We start from the raw sequence: 14,888 nt of genomic DNA, 5'->3' as shown, positions 1-14,888 counted from the left end.
GCCTCCTCGGCAAGGATGGCCGCGTGGGTTACGTGGATGTCTCCGGGGTCGGATTCGTGCTGCCGGACGGCCGGGAGCTTCTCGCCGACGTCTCGTTCCGGGTCGGCGAGGGCGCGAAGGTGGCGCTGGTCGGGCCGAACGGGGCGGGCAAGACGACCCTGCTGCGGATGGTCGCCGGGGACCTCGCCGTCCCGATCGGCACGGTGGCGCGCTCCGGTGGGCTCGGCGTCATGCGCCAGTTCATCGGGATGATCGGCGACGACCGTACCCTCGACGATCTGGCTCTGTCGCTCGTCGCGCCGGACCTGCGGGCGGCGGGTCAGGCGCTGGCCGCGGCCGACGCCGCGCTGCGGGCGGCGCCCGAGGAGGAGAAAGCGCAGCTCCGGTTCGCCAACGCGCTGACCGGCTGGGGCGAGGCGGGCGGCTACGACGCCGAGGTGCTCTTCGACACGGTCGCCGTCGCCATCCTCGGCAAGCCGTGGGACGAGGTGCGGACCCGTCCGGTGCGCACGCTCTCCGGCGGGCAGCAGAAGCGCTTCGCCCTCGACCTGCTGCTGCGCGGCGGTGACGAGGTGCTGCTGCTCGACGAGCCGGACAACTTCCTCGACGTGCCGGGCAAGCGCTGGCTCGAGACGCGGCTGCGGGAGACGCCGAAGTCCGTCCTTTATGTCTCGCACGACCGGGAGCTGCTGGCACAGACCGCGACGCGGGTGGTGGCGGTCGAGGGCGGCGGCGCCTGGACCCACCCCGGCGGCTTCGCCTCCTGGCACGAGGCGCGCGCCAACCGGCACGAGCGGCTGCTGGAGCTGCGGCGGCGCTGGGACGAGGAGCACGACAAGCTGCGCGAGCTGGTGTTCACGCTCAAGCAGAAGGCGGCGTACAACGACGGGCTGGCCTCGCGGTACCAGGCCGCGCAGACCCGGCTGCGCAAGTTCGAGGAGGCGGGGCCCCCGCCGTTGCCGCCCAAGGAACAGTCGCTGCGGATGAACCTGCGCGGCGGGCGTACGGGCAAACGGGCCGTGGTCTGCACGGGCCTGGAGCTGGAGGACCTGACCTTCCCCTTCGACCTGGAGATCTGGTACGGCGACCGGGTCGCGGTGCTGGGCGCCAACGGCACCGGCAAGTCGCACTTCCTGCGGCTGCTCGCGGCGGGGGGCACGGCTCCCGAGGCCGAGAACAAGCCGGTCGACGGGGCGCCCCTGGACCACGTCGCGCACCACGGCACGGCACGGCTCGGTGCGCGGGTGCGCCCCGGCCACTTCTCGCAGACGCACGACCGGCCCGAGCTGCTCGACCGTACGCTCGTCGAGATCCTGTGGCGCGGCGACGACCACCGTTGCGGAATGGACCGGGCCGGTGCGATGAAGGCGCTCAACCGCTACGAGCTGGCGGCGCAGGGTGACCAGCGGTTCGGCACGCTCTCCGGTGGCCAGCAGGCCCGCTTCCTGGTGCTGCTGCTGGAGCTGTCCGGCGCGACCGTGCTGCTGCTCGACGAGCCGACGGACAACCTGGACCTGGCGTCGGCCGAGGCGCTCGAGGAGGGGCTGAAGGCGTTCGACGGCACGGTGATCGCGGTCACCCATGACCGCTGGTTCACGCGCGGCTTCGACCGGTTCGTGCTCTTCCAGGGTGACGGCGAGGTCGTGGAGACGCCCGAGCCGGTCTGGGACGTCCGCTGACGGGCTTTACTCGGGCGGCGCCACGGCGATAGTGTCGGCGGCGGAACCAACCCCACGGGAGTCCGGTGCACCGGGCTGAGAGGGGGGCTGTCGCGGCCCCCGACCGTCGAACCTGATCCGGGTCATGCCGGCGCAGGGAGGAGTGCGTTGTGGACCCTGCTTTTCCGTGTCTACATGTCATCACCGACGCCCGCCCCGGGCGCGACCCGGTCGCCGTGGTCGTGGCCGCGGTGGCCGCCGCCCAGCGGCTCGGGCTGACCGACCGGCTGGCGATCCAGGTCCGCGTCGAGGACGACGTCACCGATCGGGCCGCGTACGCGCTGGCCACCGAGGTGCTGGCCGAATGCCGCCCCGCCGGGGTGTGGTGCCTGGTCAACGACCGGCTGCACGTGGCGCTGGCGGTCGGCGCCGACGGCGGGCACGTCGGCGCCGACGACCTTCCGGTGGCGGCCGCCCGCCAGGTGCTCGGGCCGGGAACCGTGCTCGGCGCCACCTGCCGGGACGAGGTGGCGGCCCGGTCGGCGGTCCGGGCCGGTGCGACGTACCTCGGGGTGGGGCCGGCCTTCGTCACCTCGACCAAGACCGGCCTGCCCGACCCGCTCGGCGCCGCGAAGATCGGCGCGGTGGCCCGGGCCGTCCCCGCAACTCCGGTCGTGGCGATCGGCGGAGTGACCGTCGAGACCGCTCCCGGCCTGATCGCGGCCGGGGCCGCCGCCGTCGCGGTCGTCGGTGCGGTCGCCGCGGCCGCGGATCCCGGCCACGCCGTCGAACGGCTCCTCAAGGCCCTGGCATGACCGACCTGACCGTGATCGGCGCCGGCATCGTGGGCCTCGCGGTCGCGTGGCGCTGCCAGCAGCGCGGCATGCGCGTCACCGTCCTGGACGGGGGCGCCGGCGACGCCGCCTGGTACGCCGCCGCGGGCATGCTGGCCCCGGCGGGAGAGACGTCGTTCGGCCAGGAGGCGCTGACCGCCCTCATGGTCGAGTCGTCGGCCCGCTGGCCGGGCTTCGCCGCCGAACTCCAGCGCGAGACCGGGATCGACGTCGGGCTCGACGCCCGGGGCACGCTCGCGGTCGCCCTGACCGGCGACGACCTGACCGAGGCGCGGCGCCTGTGGACCTATCGCGAGGAGCACGGCCTCGCGGTGCACCGGCTGCCGCCGAGCGCCGTGCGCGAGCGGGAGCCGGCCCTGTCGCCCCGGGTGCGCGGCGGCGCGCACATGCCGGAGGACGGGCAGGTCGATCCCCGGCGGGTGGTCGAGGCGCTGCGGACCGCGCTCGGTGCGGCGGTGGTGCCAGGGCAGGCGGCGCAGATCCCACCCGGCCCGGTCGTGGTGGCGGCGGGCCTGGGCACCGCGGCCCTGACCGGACTTCCCGTACGGCCGGTGAAGGGCCTGGTGCTGCGCCTGCGCGGCGAGCCCGGACTGCTCCGGCACGTCGTGGTGGGACACGTCGACGGCCGGCACGTGTACCTGGTGCCCCGCGCGGACGGCGAGATCGTCGTCGGCGCCACCCAGGAGGAGCGCGCCGACGCGGTCGTGACGGCGGGCGCGGTGCTGGAGCTGCTGCGGCCGGCCACCGACCTGGTGCCCGAGCTGGCCGAGTGCGAGCTCACCGAGACCGTGGTGCGGCACCGGCCCGCCACCCCCGACAACGCGCCGGTGCTGGGCCGCCTGCGCGGCGACGTCGTCGTCGCCGCCGGGCATCACCGCAACGGGGTGCTGCTGGCGCCGGTCACCGCCGACCTGATCGCCGAGCTGGTGCTGACCGGCCGTCCGGATCCCCTGCTCGAAGCGTTCGCGCCCGGGAGGTTCGCATGAAGATCATCGTCAATGGCGCCGGTCGCGTCGTCGACCGGGACAGCACCGTGGAGGGGCTCGTCGGCGCGCTCACCCAGGCGCGGCGTGGCGTCGCGGTGGCGGTCAACGGGGAGGTCGTGCCGCGGTCCGCGTGGCCGGCGGCACGGCTCAGCGAGGGCGACCGCGTCGAGGTGCTCACCGCGGCGCAGGGAGGTTGAGATGGCGGACCTGTTCGGCGAGTCCCGGCTGATCCTCGGCACCGGCGGCGCGGAGAGCCTGGCGGCGCTGGAGGCCGCGATCGTGGCCTCCGGCACCGAGATGGTGACGGTCGCGCTGCGCCGCGTCGACGCGGCCGGGCCCGGCCTGCTGCCCCTGCTCGACCGGCTGGGCATGCGCGTGTTGCCGAACACGGCCGGGTGCTACACCGCCTCGGACGCCGTCAAGGCCGCGCACCTGGCCCGGGACGCGTTCGAGACGGATCTGATCAAGCTCGAGGTGATCGGGGACGAGCGGACCCTGCTGCCCGACGGCGTCGAGCTGCTGCGAGCGGCGGAGCGGCTGGTCGGCGACGGGTTCCGGGTGCTGCCGTACACCAGCGACGACCCCATCCTGGCCCGCCGCCTGGCCGACGCCGGCTGCGCGGCCGTGATGCCCGCGGGCGCGCCGATCGGGTCCGGGCTGGGCATCGGCAATCCGCACCACATCCGCCTGATCCGCGACAGCGTCGACGTCCCGGTGATCCTCGACGCGGGCATCGGCACCGCCTCCGATGCGGCGCTCGCGATGGAGCTCGGCTGCGACGCCGTGCTGATCGCGTCGGCGGTCACCCGGGCGGCCGATCCGGCGCGCATGGCGGCGGCGATGCGGCACGCCGTGGAGGCCGGGCGGCTGGCCGCCGGCGCCGGCCGCATCCCCAGGCGATACCACGCCCTGGCGTCCACGTCGGACGAGGGGATGCCCGCGTGGTGACCGCGCCACGCCCCACACCGCGCCCGGACGTCCGCCCCGGGCCGGCGGATGCCCGCGTGGTGACCCCGTCCGGCGTCGTCGTGGTCACGGACCGCCGGCTCGCCGCCGGGCCGCTCGTGGAGGTGGTCCGGGCCGCGGTCCGCGGCGGCGCGGCCTGGGTCGTCCTGCGGGACAAGGATCTTCCGTACGCGGAGCGCGCCGCCCTCGCCGCGGAGCTGAGGAGCGTGGCGGGACCGGCGCGGGTGATCGTGGCGGGCCCGGATCCGTTGGGTGGCAATGCCGTGCACCTGTCCGCTGTGGACGACCGGCCCGCCGGGGTGGCGCTGGTGGGACGCTCCTGGCATGGCACCGAGCAGCTGTCTGATGTGGACTATGTCACGTTGTCGCCGGTCTTCCCGACCGTGACGAAGCCCGGATACGGCCCGGCGCTGGGCCCCGAGCGCGCGGCGGCGCTGGTGGGCGAGCGGGCGCGGGACCGGCCCTGGCTCGCGCTCGGCGGCGTCGACTCGGCCGAGCGCGCGGCGCGGTGCGTGCGGGCCGGGGCGGCCGGGGTGGCGGTGCTGGGAGCGATCATGCGAGCGGACGACCCGGAGCGGACGACCCGGATGCTGGCCGAGGCGGTGGCGGCATGACGGAACAGCGATCGCATCCCGCACCGGGCGGCGCAACGCCGCGGGTGGTGCTCACCATCGCCGGGTCGGATTCCGGGGGTGGCGCCGGCATCCAGGCGGACCTCAAGACATTCGCCGCCCTGGGCACCTACGGGGTGTCGGTCCTGACGTCGATCACCGCGCAGAACACGCTCGGTGTCACCGCCATCCACCCGGTGCCGCCGGAGATCGTGGCGGCCCAGCTGGACGCCGTGCTCGCCGACTTCGACGTGGCGGCGGTCAAGGTCGGGATGGTGGGGGATCCGGCGGTCGCCGCGGTGCTCGCCGGTCGGGCCGCGGACCTGCCGAACCTGGTGGTGGATCCGGTGCTGGTCGCCACCAGCGGCAGCCGGTTGTCCGGTGTTGCTTCTGTGCTGCCACTGCTCCCGTACCCTCGCGTTCTGACGCCGAACCGGCACGAAGCCGGCGCCCTCCTCGACGGCCGGGTCGAGACGGCCGAGGAGATGGCCGAGGCGGCGGCCGCGCTGGCCGCGCGCGGGCCGGAGGCGGTCGTGGTCACCGGCAGCGAGCTGGCCGTCGACATCCTGCACACCGGCGGTCGGACGTCGACGCTGCGCGGCGAGCCGGTGCCGACCGTCAACAACCACGGGTCCGGCTGCACGTTCTCGTCGGCGATCGCCGCGCGGCTGGCGCTCGGCGACGGCATCACGGAGGCGGTCGCCTTCGCCAAGTCCTATGTGGCGCGGGCGCTGGCCGGCGGTCGCCACTGGAAGCTCGGAGCGGGGCCGGGGCCACTGCACCACTTCGCCTGAGCGGGCGGACGACGAGTGCCGGCGCGGGCCCTTGCGGCCCGGTCGCGTCCGGTTGATCACGATTGGGGAGGAAACATGAGGCGCAAGGTGTACGTCGAGGGATCCCGGCCGGACCTGCGGGTGCCGTTCGCCGAGGTCGAGCTGACCGGCGACAACCCGCCCGTCCGGCTCTACGACACGTCCGGTCCGGGCAGCGATCCGGAGGTCGGCCTGCCCCCGCTGCGGGGGCCGTGGATCGCCGCCCGGGGGGACGTCGCGCCGGTCGCGGGCGGCGGCACGCCCCTGGCCGGACGGCGGCCCACCCAGCTCGCCTACGCCCGCGCGGGCATCGTCACCGACGAGATGGAGTTCGTCGCGATCCGCGAGGGCGTGGACCCGTCCGTGGTCCGTGAGGAGATCGCGGCCGGGCGGGCCGTGCTGCCCGCCAACGTCAACCACCCGGAGAGCGAGCCGATGATCATCGGTTCGCGGTTCCTGGTGAAGGTCAACGCCAACATCGGCACGTCGGCGGTCACCTCCTCGATCGCCGAGGAGGTCGACAAGCTGACCTGGGCCACCCGGTGGGGCGCCGACACGGTGATGGACCTGTCCACCGGCAAGCGGATCCACGAGACCCGCGAGGCGATCATCCGCAACTCGGCGGTGCCGATCGGCACGGTGCCCATCTACCAGGCGCTCGAGAAGGTCGACGGCGACCCGGTCAAGCTGTCCTGGGAGATCTTCCGGGAGACGGTCATCGAGCAGGCCGAGCAGGGCGTCGACTACATGACCGTGCACGCGGGGGTGCTGCTGCCGTACGTGCCGCTCGCCGTGGACCGGGTGACCGGCATCGTGTCGCGCGGGGGCTCGATCATGGCCGCCTGGTGCCTCGCGCACCACCGGGAGAACTTCCTCTACGAGAACTTCGCCGAGCTGTGCGAGATCCTCGCCCGCTACGACGTGACCTTCTCGCTGGGCGACGGCCTGCGCCCCGGATCCATCGCGGACGCCAACGACGAGGCGCAGTTCGCCGAGCTGCGGACGCTCGGCGAGCTCACGCACGTCGCCTGGGAGCACGACGTCCAGGTGATGATCGAGGGACCGGGGCACGTGCCGATGCACAAGATCAAGGAGAACGTCGACCTGCAGCAGGAGCTGTGCGCCGGTGCGCCGTTCTACACGCTCGGGCCGCTGACCACGGACATCGCCCCCGCGTACGACCACATCACCTCGGCCATCGGCGCGGCGATGATCGGCATGTTCGGCACCGCCATGCTCTGCTACGTCACGCCGAAGGAGCACCTCGGCCTCCCGGACCGCGACGACGTCAAGGCGGGCGTGATCGCCTACAAGATCGCCGCGCACGCCGCCGACCTCGCCAAGGGCCACCCCGGCGCGCAGGCCTGGGACGACGCGCTGTCCAAGGCCCGCTTCGAGTTCCGCTGGGAGGACCAGTTCAACCTGGCTCTGGACCCGGACACCGCGCGCTCGTACCACGACGCGACGCTGCCGGCGGCGCCCGCGAAGACGGCGCACTTCTGCTCGATGTGCGGTCCCAAGTTCTGCTCGATGAAGATCACGCAGGAGCTGAAGGAGTACGCCGCCAAGGGGATGAAGGACAAGAGCGACGAGTTCCTGAACGCGGGCGGCCGGGTCTACCTCCCGGTGACGACGGCTTCCGCGACCGACTAGGGGTGTGGGGTGGCCGCAGCCGCGGCTGGTTGCGGCAGCTGCGGTCACCCATCCGTTACTTGCCGAGGCCGCTGACCCAGTCGACGTAGTCCTGGTCCTTGCGGCGGCGCAGCCCGAACTTCTTCCGGCTGCGACTGCCGCCCGAGGCCGGATCCTGCGGGGACTCCGCCGCGGGCGGATCGCCGGCGGGGCGCGGGGCCGAGGGCTGATCGCCGGCGGGGCGCGGGGCCGAGAGCGGATCGCTGGCGGGGCGCGGGGCCGGGGGCGCCGATTGTGCCGGTCTGCCGGCTGCCGGTCCGGCCGCCGCTCGTCCGCCGGCCGCCGGTCCGGCCGCCTCCAGTCCGCCCATCGTGGGTCCGCTCGGCGCGGGCTGCGGCGGGCTCACCTGCTGCCGGGAGTTGGCCGCCTTCCGGGGGGACCTCTTCTGCCGCGGGGTCACCGGTTGCGGGGATGACATCGGCTGGTGCGGCGTCATGGGCTGGGGGTGGGGCAGCGGGGCGCTCGCCGCGGTCGGCTGAGGCAGGGGTGCGCTCGTCGCGGTCGGCGGGGGGAGCGGTCGGCTCACCGGGGTCGGCTCCGGCGCGGCGTGGCGCCCGCCACCCGACGGGGTCGGTTCCCGGTCGCCCGGGATGGTGCCGCCGGAGGCGCTACTGGAGGCGCCGCGGGCGGTGCTGCCAGAGGCGCCCCGGGCGGTGCCCCGGGCGGCGCCGCGGGACGAACCGCGTGAGGTGCTCCGGGAGGGTGGCTCGTCGGTGCGGGCCGTGAAGGGGTCCGCGGCGCTCGATCGACCTCGCGCCGCCTCAGCGGGTGTCCCTGCCGGCAGGGGAGCCTCCGCACCCGGCTGGCGCGGAACGGCGGCGTGGCCGGATGTCGCCGACCGGGCGGGGGCCTCAGCGGCCACCCCGGCCGCGGGCGGCGCAGGGGCCGGGCGCGCGCCGGCCGCCGCGATGGCCGACTCCTCCTGGCCGCTGCGCTTCGGCAGGGGCGGCCGATCCGGGGTGGCCGTGGTGTCCGGGGCCTCGTCGTCGGTGTCGTCCGCCGGGCCGGGGGCGCGCCGCAGGACCGCCGCCAGCACCGAGCCCAGGACGCCCGCGCCGGTGGCGGTCATCGCCGCCCAGTAGGGCACCATCTGGTAGCGGTCCGCGCCCGCGCCGGGCCCGGCGATCAGGTAGGAGACGGTCAGCAGCGCCGGACCGGGCAGGCCGGCCAGCGCGATGGTCATCGTCGGCAGGCCGCGGCGGCGTGCGGCCCAGCCCAGGACGGCGCCGGCCAGCAGGGCCAGTGCGGGCATGGTGGCCAGGGCGGTGCGCTGGGTCACCGCCGGTGCCAGGAAGCCCGCGTCGAGCACACCCAGGCGTACGGCGGGGAGCGGGTCGCCGGGCGCCAGCGACGGCAGCACCGACACGACCGCGACGCACCAGATCGCGACGCCCATGGTGATCAGGCTCCAGCGGGCCACCGCCTGGGCGAGCGCGGCCCACGCGGCGAAGATGCCCACCAGCGCGCCCAGCCCCGCGCAGATGGCGATGACCACCACCGGGTTCACCCCGGCGACCTGCGCCGTGCGGGCGGGCTGCATGGTGAGCGGCACGACCACGGCCGCGCCCAGCGCAGCGGCCGCGGCGAGGGCGAGCTCGGTGGCGGCGCCGCCGCGGAAGCCCGGCCGCCACCGGCGGACGTATGCCGTTCCGGCCAGCGCGCCGGCCACCGCGGCCGTCATCGGGAACCAGGCGATCCACGCCAGCTGGGCGGTCCATTGATCACGGTCAGTGATCTCGAGGACCCGGGTCAGGCGCACGATGCCCAGGCCGTACGCCAGCCCCAGCTGGCTCGCGCCCGCGAGCGCGCCGACCCCGAGGGTGGCGGACAACAGCTTGGCCCAGGTCCGGAATGCCATGGCGGGCACGTTACGGAATCTCCTGGGGCACTCGCCAGTGAAGAAGCCGCTTCTTAAGGCTGACCTCATCCAGGCTCGCCCGGTTGGGGGTCCCGGCGCCGGAATCGTGACTCTCTGTTACCTGTGGCTAGCGGTTGACGAGCTGGGGGAGGACCCGCTCGGCGATCAGGTCCACATGGTCGAGGTCGGACATCTCGATGATCCGCAGGTGCACCCGGGTGGCGCCGATCTCCGCCAGCTCGCCGAGGCGCTGCACCAGCGCGTCCGGCGAGCCGACCACCGGGTCCTCCGGCGGCAGCGCGCTCGGCACGTGCAGCGGCGCGGCGCGGCGGTGCGCCTCGGCATCCGTACGCCCCACCGCGACCACGACGCCCGCCGACAACCCCAGCGGGCGGTCGGCCGGGCGCGCGTACGTGTCGCAGGCCCGGCGTACCCGCTCGAAGGCCGCCGCCGTCTCCGCCACCGACTTGAACGGCATGTTGAACTCGTCCGCGAAGCGGGCGGCGAGTTCCGGGGTGCGCCGCGGTCCCCGGCCGCCGACGATCACCGGCGGGCCGGGCCGCTGCACCGGCTTGGGCAGGGCGGGTGCGTCCAGCAGCCGGTAGTGCTTGCCGTCGTACGAGAAGGTCGCGCCGTCCGGGGTGGCCCACAGCCCCGTGATGATCGCGAGCTGTTCGGCCATCCGGTCGAAGCGCTCGGCCAGCGGCGGGAACGGGATGCCGTAGGAGGTGTGCTCGCGTTCGAGCCAGCCCGCGCCCATGCCGAGCTCGACCCGGCCGCCGCTCATCGCGTCCACCTGGGCGACCATGATCGCGAGCGGGCCCGGCAGCCGGAACGTCGCGGAGTTGACCAGCGTGCCCAGCCGCAGCCGGGAGGTCTCCCGGGCCAGTCCGGCCAAGGTGATCCAGGCGTCGGTCGGCCCGGGCAGTCCCGGGTCGGCGCCCATCGACTGGTAGTGGTCGGCGCGGAAGAAGCCCTCGAAGCCGGCCTCCTCGGCGTGCCGGGCGAGGGCGAGCTGGTCGGAGTAGGTGGCGCCGCGGTGCGGCTCGACGAACAGGCAGACGCGCATCGACTTCCCTAGGCCATCAGCAGTTCGTGCAGCTCGGCGCTGCACCGGGCGACTTCGTCGAGGTGGGCGCCGCGGCCCAGGGTGCGCGGCCGGGGGATCTTGATGTCGAGGATCTCGCGGATGCGCCCCGGCCGGGGACTGAGCACCACCACCCGGTCGGCGAGCAGGACCGCCTCGTCGATCGAGTGGGTGACGAGGACGATGGTCGTGTCGAGCTCCATGTGCACGCGTTGCAGCTCGCCCGACAGCTCCTCCCGGGTGAGCGCGTCGAGCGCGGAGAAGGGCTCGTCCATGAGCATCACGCGCGGGTTGGCGATCAGCGAGCGGCAGAGCGCCACCCGCTGCTGCATGCCACCCGACAGCTCGTGCGGCAGCCGTCGCTCGAAGCCGCCGAGGCCGGTCATGGTCAGCAGCTCGTGCGCCCGCTCGCGGTGGGCCGCCTTCCGCCAGCCGAAGATCTGCACCGGTAGCAGCACGTTGTCGAGCACCGATCGCCAGGGCAGCAGGGCCGGCCGCTGGAACATCATCGCCATGTCGCGGCGGGGCTTCGTCACCCGGTCGCCTGACACGCGCACCTCCCCGGACGTGGCCGGGAGCAGGCCGGCGACGAGACGCAGCAGAGTGGACTTGCCGCATCCGGAGCGGCCGAGCACGGCGACGAACTCGGCCTCCGCGACCTCGAGATCGATTCCGCTCAGGGCCTCCACGGTGCCGGAACGGCCCGTGAACGTTCGGGAAACCCCCGAGAGACGGATCATCTGCGCGCGCTTTCGATGGAGTGTGATCAATGCGCTGCCACTGTAGCCATACCATGGTCCGCCGTCACGCGGGCCGTGTCCACAAGGGCCTTCGATGCACATCCGTCATCGATGATCGATGTCTCTTCCCCTACGCTAACGCCGCGAGGTCGTCACACCACCATCCGGCGTCACGGCACCCTCCGCCGGCGACGCCGACCGCCTCAACACCCCCTCGGTTGGGAAGGATCACGGTGCACAGAAGGACATTCACCCGCACGCTCGTGGCCGCCGCGCTGGCCACGACCCTCGCCGCCGCAGGTTGCGACGACGGGGACGACAAGGGCGCGGCCGGCGGCACGCAGGCGCTGGAGAAGGTCACCTACCTGACGTCGTTCGGCACCTTCGGCCGCGACTCGTTCGCGTACGTGGCCAAGGAGAAGGGCTTCTTCCGCGACGCGGGCTTCGACGTGGAGATCAAGCCGGGCAACGGCAGCGGCGACAACATCAAGGCGATCGTCGGTGGGCAGGCGCAGTTCGTGCCGATCGACCTGACCGGCGGCCTGCTCGCCGCGGGCGGGAAGGGCGGCGCACCGAAGATCACCGGCTTCACGGCGGTGGCGGCGATCCAGCAGCGCACCATGGCGGCGATCATGTCGCTCGACGGCTACGGCATCGCCACGCCCAAGGACCTCGAGGGCAAGACCATCGCGGACACCCCCGGCTCGGTGGTGCGCAACCTCTTCCCGACGTACGCCAAGCTGGCCAACGTGGACGCGTCCAAGGTCAAGTTCGAGAACGGCACGGCGCAGACGCTCTTCGGCACGCTGGCACAGCACAAGGTGGACGGCATCGGGCAGTTCGTGGTCGGCAAGCCCACCATCGAGGGCATCGCCAAGAAGACCGCCGTGCTGCTGCCCTACAGCGACTACCTGCAGGATCTCTACGGCAACGTGCTGATCACGTCGTCGCAGTATGCCAAGGACCACCCCGACAAGGTCCGCAAGTTCACCGCGGCGCTGCTCAAGGGCCTGCAAACCTCGATCGCCAACCCGGAGGAGGCGGGCACGATCCTGAAGAAGTACGTGCCGACCGCGAACCCCGAGTCGGCCGCCGCCGAGCTGACGCTGATGGCCCCGTTCGTACGCTCGGAGGCCGCGGGCGTGCCGGTGGGCGCCCTGGACAGCCAGCGCGTGGCGCGCAGCATCGCGATCCTGCAAGGTTCCGGTCAGATCCCGGCGGGGCTCACGCCCGAGCAGGTCATCACGTTCGACCTGGTGCCGAACGCGTGATCCGGCCCGGCGCGGGGTGCCCTGCCCGGGTGCCCCGCGACCGGCGGAGGGAGCGATGAGACGTGACTGACCTGGCGAGCGATCCCGCCTCCGCGGCACCGGCCGTGGCGCCCGCCGCCCGCCGTACCTTCGGGGCCCTGCTGTGGCCGCTGCTCGGCCTGGCCGTCGCGGTCGCCGGATGGTGGATCGTCACCGCGGTCCTCGAGATCAACACGGTGGTGCTGCCCGGCCCGTCCGACGTGGCCGACGGCTTCGGTCGCTACCGCGAGCTGCTGCTCACCGAGACCTGGCACACCACGCTGTCGACCGTCCTGGGCTTCGGCCTCTCGCTCGTCGTCGGCGTGCTGATCGGCGTGGCGATCGCCGCGTGGCGGCCGGTCGAGCGGATGTTCTCGCCGCTGCTGGTGGCCTTCAACGCGGTGCCCAAGGTGGCGCTCGCACCGCTGATGCTGATCTGGTTCGGCTACGGGCGGACCCCGATCCTGGCCATGGCGTTCATGGTCTGCTTCTTCCCGGTCGTGCTCGCCACTGCGACGGGGCTGACCAGCACCCCGGCGGACCTGGTCGAGCTGGCCCGGGCCATGGACGCCTCGCGGTCGCAGATCTTCCGGCGGGTACGGCTGCCCGCCGCGCTGCCGCAGATCTTCGTCGGCTTCAAGGTCGCCATGCCGCTCGCGGTGATCGGCGTGGTCGTCGGCGAGATGCAGTACGGCTCGACCGGACTGGGCATGATCATCGTGCAGACCAGCGGCCAGGGTGACACTCCGACCGCATTCGCCGCGATCACGCTGCTGGCGCTGGTCAGCATCGTGCTGTACTACCTGCTCGTGCTCATCGAGCGGCTCGCGCTGCCATGGGTGTGGGCGACGACCTCCGCGCGCTGATCTCGGCGCGGGCCGGGCTCCTCCGGCGCTGGACCGGGGTTCGTGCCGCGGTGGGCGCCGGTGCCGTGACCGGCGCCCACCGCGGTCCAGGAGGCGTCAGCTCAGCAGCCGCCAGCGACCGCTGCGTGCGACCAGCAGGGTCAGCGCCTGCGGCATGAGGCCCGAGTGGTTGTCCGGGGTCAGCCGGATGGGGCCGGACAGGCCGTCGGTCTGCGAGGTCTCCAGGATGTCGCGGATCTGCTGGCGGTTCCCGCCGGCCCTGGCGACGGCGTCGGCGATCAGGCTCACCGCGTCCGCGCCGAACGAGGCGACCCCCGAGTAGCTGCCGTAGCGGGAGGTGTAGTCCCGGAACCACTGCTTGCGGGCGGCCTTGGCCGGGGTCGTCGCGATCACGTCGTCGATCGCGAGGATCTGGGTGAACACCATGGTGGTGTCGCTCGTGGCCGCCGCGGCCTCCTGCGGCAGGAAGAGGTCGCCCGCGGCCGCCGCGTCGAAGTACGTCCGGCCCTTGTATCCGGCGGCCCTGGCGGCGACCGCGGCGAGTGTCGCCTGCTCCGGGCCGGTCCAGACGACGAGGGCGTCCGGATCGGTGCCGGCGAGGGTGCCGACGGTCTGGGTGACGTCCGTCGCGGTCGGCTTGACCGGAAGCTGGCGGGTGACGCCGATGCCGGCCCGCGCCAGCTGCGTGGCCATGCGCGCGCGGCCGCCCTTGCCGTAGAGGTCGTCGGAGTAGAGCAGGGCGACCGACTTGGTCCGGGTGCGGACCAGGTCGGCGACGAGCGCGGCCGCGCTGTCGCTCGCGTTGGGCCCGAGCTTGAAGACGTACCGGCGGCTCTCGACCGGCATGCTGACCTCGTCGGCCGCGGCGAGGGCGATCGTGGGCACCCGCTTGTCGTTGATGGTCTTGGCGGCGCCGACGACGCACTCGTTGCAGCCACCGCTGATGATCGCGGCGACCGCCGGATCGTCGGCGAGCGTGCTGATGTTGCGCAGCGACGCTGTCGGGTCGGACTTGTTGTCCTGGATCCGGAGAACGAGGTTGTGCTCGCCGAGCACGCCCGAGGCGTTGATCTGCTCGACCCGGAGTTGCAGCGCACGGGAGTACGCGGCGTCCAGCACCGAGCCGGACGCCAGGTCGGCGCCGATGACGACGTCGGTCTTCGTGCCCGGTTCGCTGCCGGAGTCGCAGCCCGTGAGGGCGGATATGACGAGCGCCGATGCGGCGGCGGACGCCGTCAGGCGGCGGGGGAGCCTCACTGGGGGTGCCTCCTCGAGGGCGGAGACGGGACGAGGTGTGTCCCGGAAACGCGATGTTGTCCGGAGTGGACCGCGAAAACACGGACAGCGCGTCCGTCCGATCGCGCCAAACCTTGCCAACGTGAAGGTTGCTGGTCAAGCCGCGCCCGACGTGGTGTGCGGGACGGCGATCTCACATAGTGGTTGGAATCTTGATGGATGAGCGTCACTGT

Annotated in this window: 14 protein-coding genes and 1 riboswitch; of the genes, 10 read left to right on the top strand and 4 right to left on the bottom strand. The window is 73.5% G+C overall.

Features of this window, described 5'->3' with window-relative positions:
- The first annotated feature begins 23 nt into the window (after nucleotides 1-23).
- The 8 genes from IEY99_RS20070 to thiC all read left to right on the top strand — a co-directional run bounded on the left by IEY99_RS20070 (nucleotide 24) and on the right by thiC (nucleotide 7,540).
- On the top strand, nucleotides 24-1,679 hold the full coding sequence (locus IEY99_RS20070; RefSeq protein WP_189205387.1) for an ABC-F family ATP-binding cassette domain-containing protein: 1,656 nt from the start codon (nucleotides 24-26) through the stop codon (nucleotides 1,677-1,679).
- A 44-nt stretch (nucleotides 1,680-1,723) separates the two neighbouring features.
- Nucleotides 1,724-1,835, top strand: a riboswitch (TPP riboswitch).
- A 23-nt stretch (nucleotides 1,836-1,858) separates the two neighbouring features.
- Complete coding sequence (locus IEY99_RS20065; RefSeq protein ID WP_373293405.1) at nucleotides 1,859-2,473, top strand: thiamine phosphate synthase; 615 nt, start codon at nucleotides 1,859-1,861, stop codon at nucleotides 2,471-2,473.
- A complete protein-coding gene (gene thiO, locus IEY99_RS20060) occupies nucleotides 2,470-3,498 on the top strand; it encodes a glycine oxidase ThiO (RefSeq protein ID WP_189205383.1) in 1,029 nt (342 codons plus the stop codon). Before IEY99_RS20065 ends, thiO begins: the two co-directional genes overlap by 4 nt.
- Nucleotides 3,495-3,695, top strand: coding sequence for a sulfur carrier protein ThiS (gene thiS / locus IEY99_RS20055; RefSeq protein WP_189205381.1), 201 nt, complete (start codon nucleotides 3,495-3,497; stop codon nucleotides 3,693-3,695). The genes thiO and thiS overlap by 4 nt, the downstream gene beginning before the upstream one ends.
- A 1-nt stretch (nucleotide 3,696) precedes the next feature.
- Nucleotides 3,697-4,446 carry a thiazole synthase gene (locus IEY99_RS20050; RefSeq protein WP_189205379.1) on the top strand — a complete coding sequence of 250 codons (750 nt, stop codon included), beginning with the start codon at nucleotides 3,697-3,699 and terminating at the stop codon, nucleotides 4,444-4,446.
- Between the two features lie 56 nt (nucleotides 4,447-4,502).
- Nucleotides 4,503-5,078 (top strand): thiamine phosphate synthase, encoded by a 576-nt coding sequence (locus tag IEY99_RS20045; RefSeq protein ID WP_189205377.1) that lies wholly within the window; start codon nucleotides 4,503-4,505, stop codon nucleotides 5,076-5,078.
- Nucleotides 5,075-5,869, top strand: coding sequence for a bifunctional hydroxymethylpyrimidine kinase/phosphomethylpyrimidine kinase (gene thiD / locus IEY99_RS20040; RefSeq protein ID WP_189205375.1), 795 nt, complete (start codon nucleotides 5,075-5,077; stop codon nucleotides 5,867-5,869). Before IEY99_RS20045 ends, thiD begins: the two co-directional genes overlap by 4 nt.
- Before the next feature lie 75 nt (nucleotides 5,870-5,944).
- Nucleotides 5,945-7,540 carry a phosphomethylpyrimidine synthase ThiC gene (gene thiC, locus IEY99_RS20035; RefSeq protein ID WP_189205373.1) on the top strand — a complete coding sequence of 532 codons (1,596 nt, stop codon included), beginning with the start codon at nucleotides 5,945-5,947 and terminating at the stop codon, nucleotides 7,538-7,540.
- Between the two features lie 55 nt (nucleotides 7,541-7,595).
- On the opposite strand, the gene IEY99_RS20030 is transcribed toward thiC, so the two are convergent.
- The 3 genes from IEY99_RS20030 to IEY99_RS20020 form a co-directional block, all read right to left on the bottom strand.
- Nucleotides 7,596-9,437 (bottom strand): hypothetical protein, encoded by a 1,842-nt coding sequence (locus IEY99_RS20030; RefSeq protein ID WP_189205371.1) that lies wholly within the window; start codon nucleotides 9,435-9,437, stop codon nucleotides 7,596-7,598.
- A 127-nt stretch (nucleotides 9,438-9,564) separates the two neighbouring features.
- On the bottom strand, nucleotides 9,565-10,506 hold the full coding sequence (locus tag IEY99_RS20025; protein WP_189205370.1) for an LLM class F420-dependent oxidoreductase: 942 nt from the start codon (nucleotides 10,504-10,506) through the stop codon (nucleotides 9,565-9,567).
- A gap of 8 nt (nucleotides 10,507-10,514) precedes the next feature.
- Complete coding sequence (locus IEY99_RS20020; RefSeq protein WP_189205369.1) at nucleotides 10,515-11,264, bottom strand: ABC transporter ATP-binding protein; 750 nt, start codon at nucleotides 11,262-11,264, stop codon at nucleotides 10,515-10,517.
- A 275-nt stretch (nucleotides 11,265-11,539) separates the two neighbouring features.
- Here IEY99_RS20020 and IEY99_RS20015 point away from each other — a divergent pair, with 275 nt between their 5' ends.
- Nucleotides 11,540-12,535 (top strand): ABC transporter substrate-binding protein, encoded by a 996-nt coding sequence (locus IEY99_RS20015; RefSeq protein ID WP_373293404.1) that lies wholly within the window; start codon nucleotides 11,540-11,542, stop codon nucleotides 12,533-12,535.
- 62 nt (nucleotides 12,536-12,597) lie between these two features.
- A complete protein-coding gene (locus tag IEY99_RS20010; protein WP_189205367.1) occupies nucleotides 12,598-13,419 on the top strand; it encodes an ABC transporter permease in 822 nt (273 codons plus the stop codon).
- Nucleotides 13,420-13,515: 96 nt separating this feature from the next.
- On the opposite strand, the gene IEY99_RS20005 is transcribed toward IEY99_RS20010, so the two are convergent.
- On the bottom strand, nucleotides 13,516-14,676 hold the full coding sequence (locus IEY99_RS20005; RefSeq protein ID WP_189205366.1) for an ABC transporter substrate-binding protein: 1,161 nt from the start codon (nucleotides 14,674-14,676) through the stop codon (nucleotides 13,516-13,518).
- Nucleotides 14,677-14,888: the final 212 nt, after the last annotated feature.

The sequence above is a fragment of the Couchioplanes azureus genome, from assembly GCF_014648355.1.
Lineage (GTDB): Bacteria > Actinomycetota > Actinomycetes > Mycobacteriales > Micromonosporaceae > Actinoplanes > Actinoplanes azureus.
This window is presented reverse-complemented; position numbering and strand designations above follow the sequence as displayed.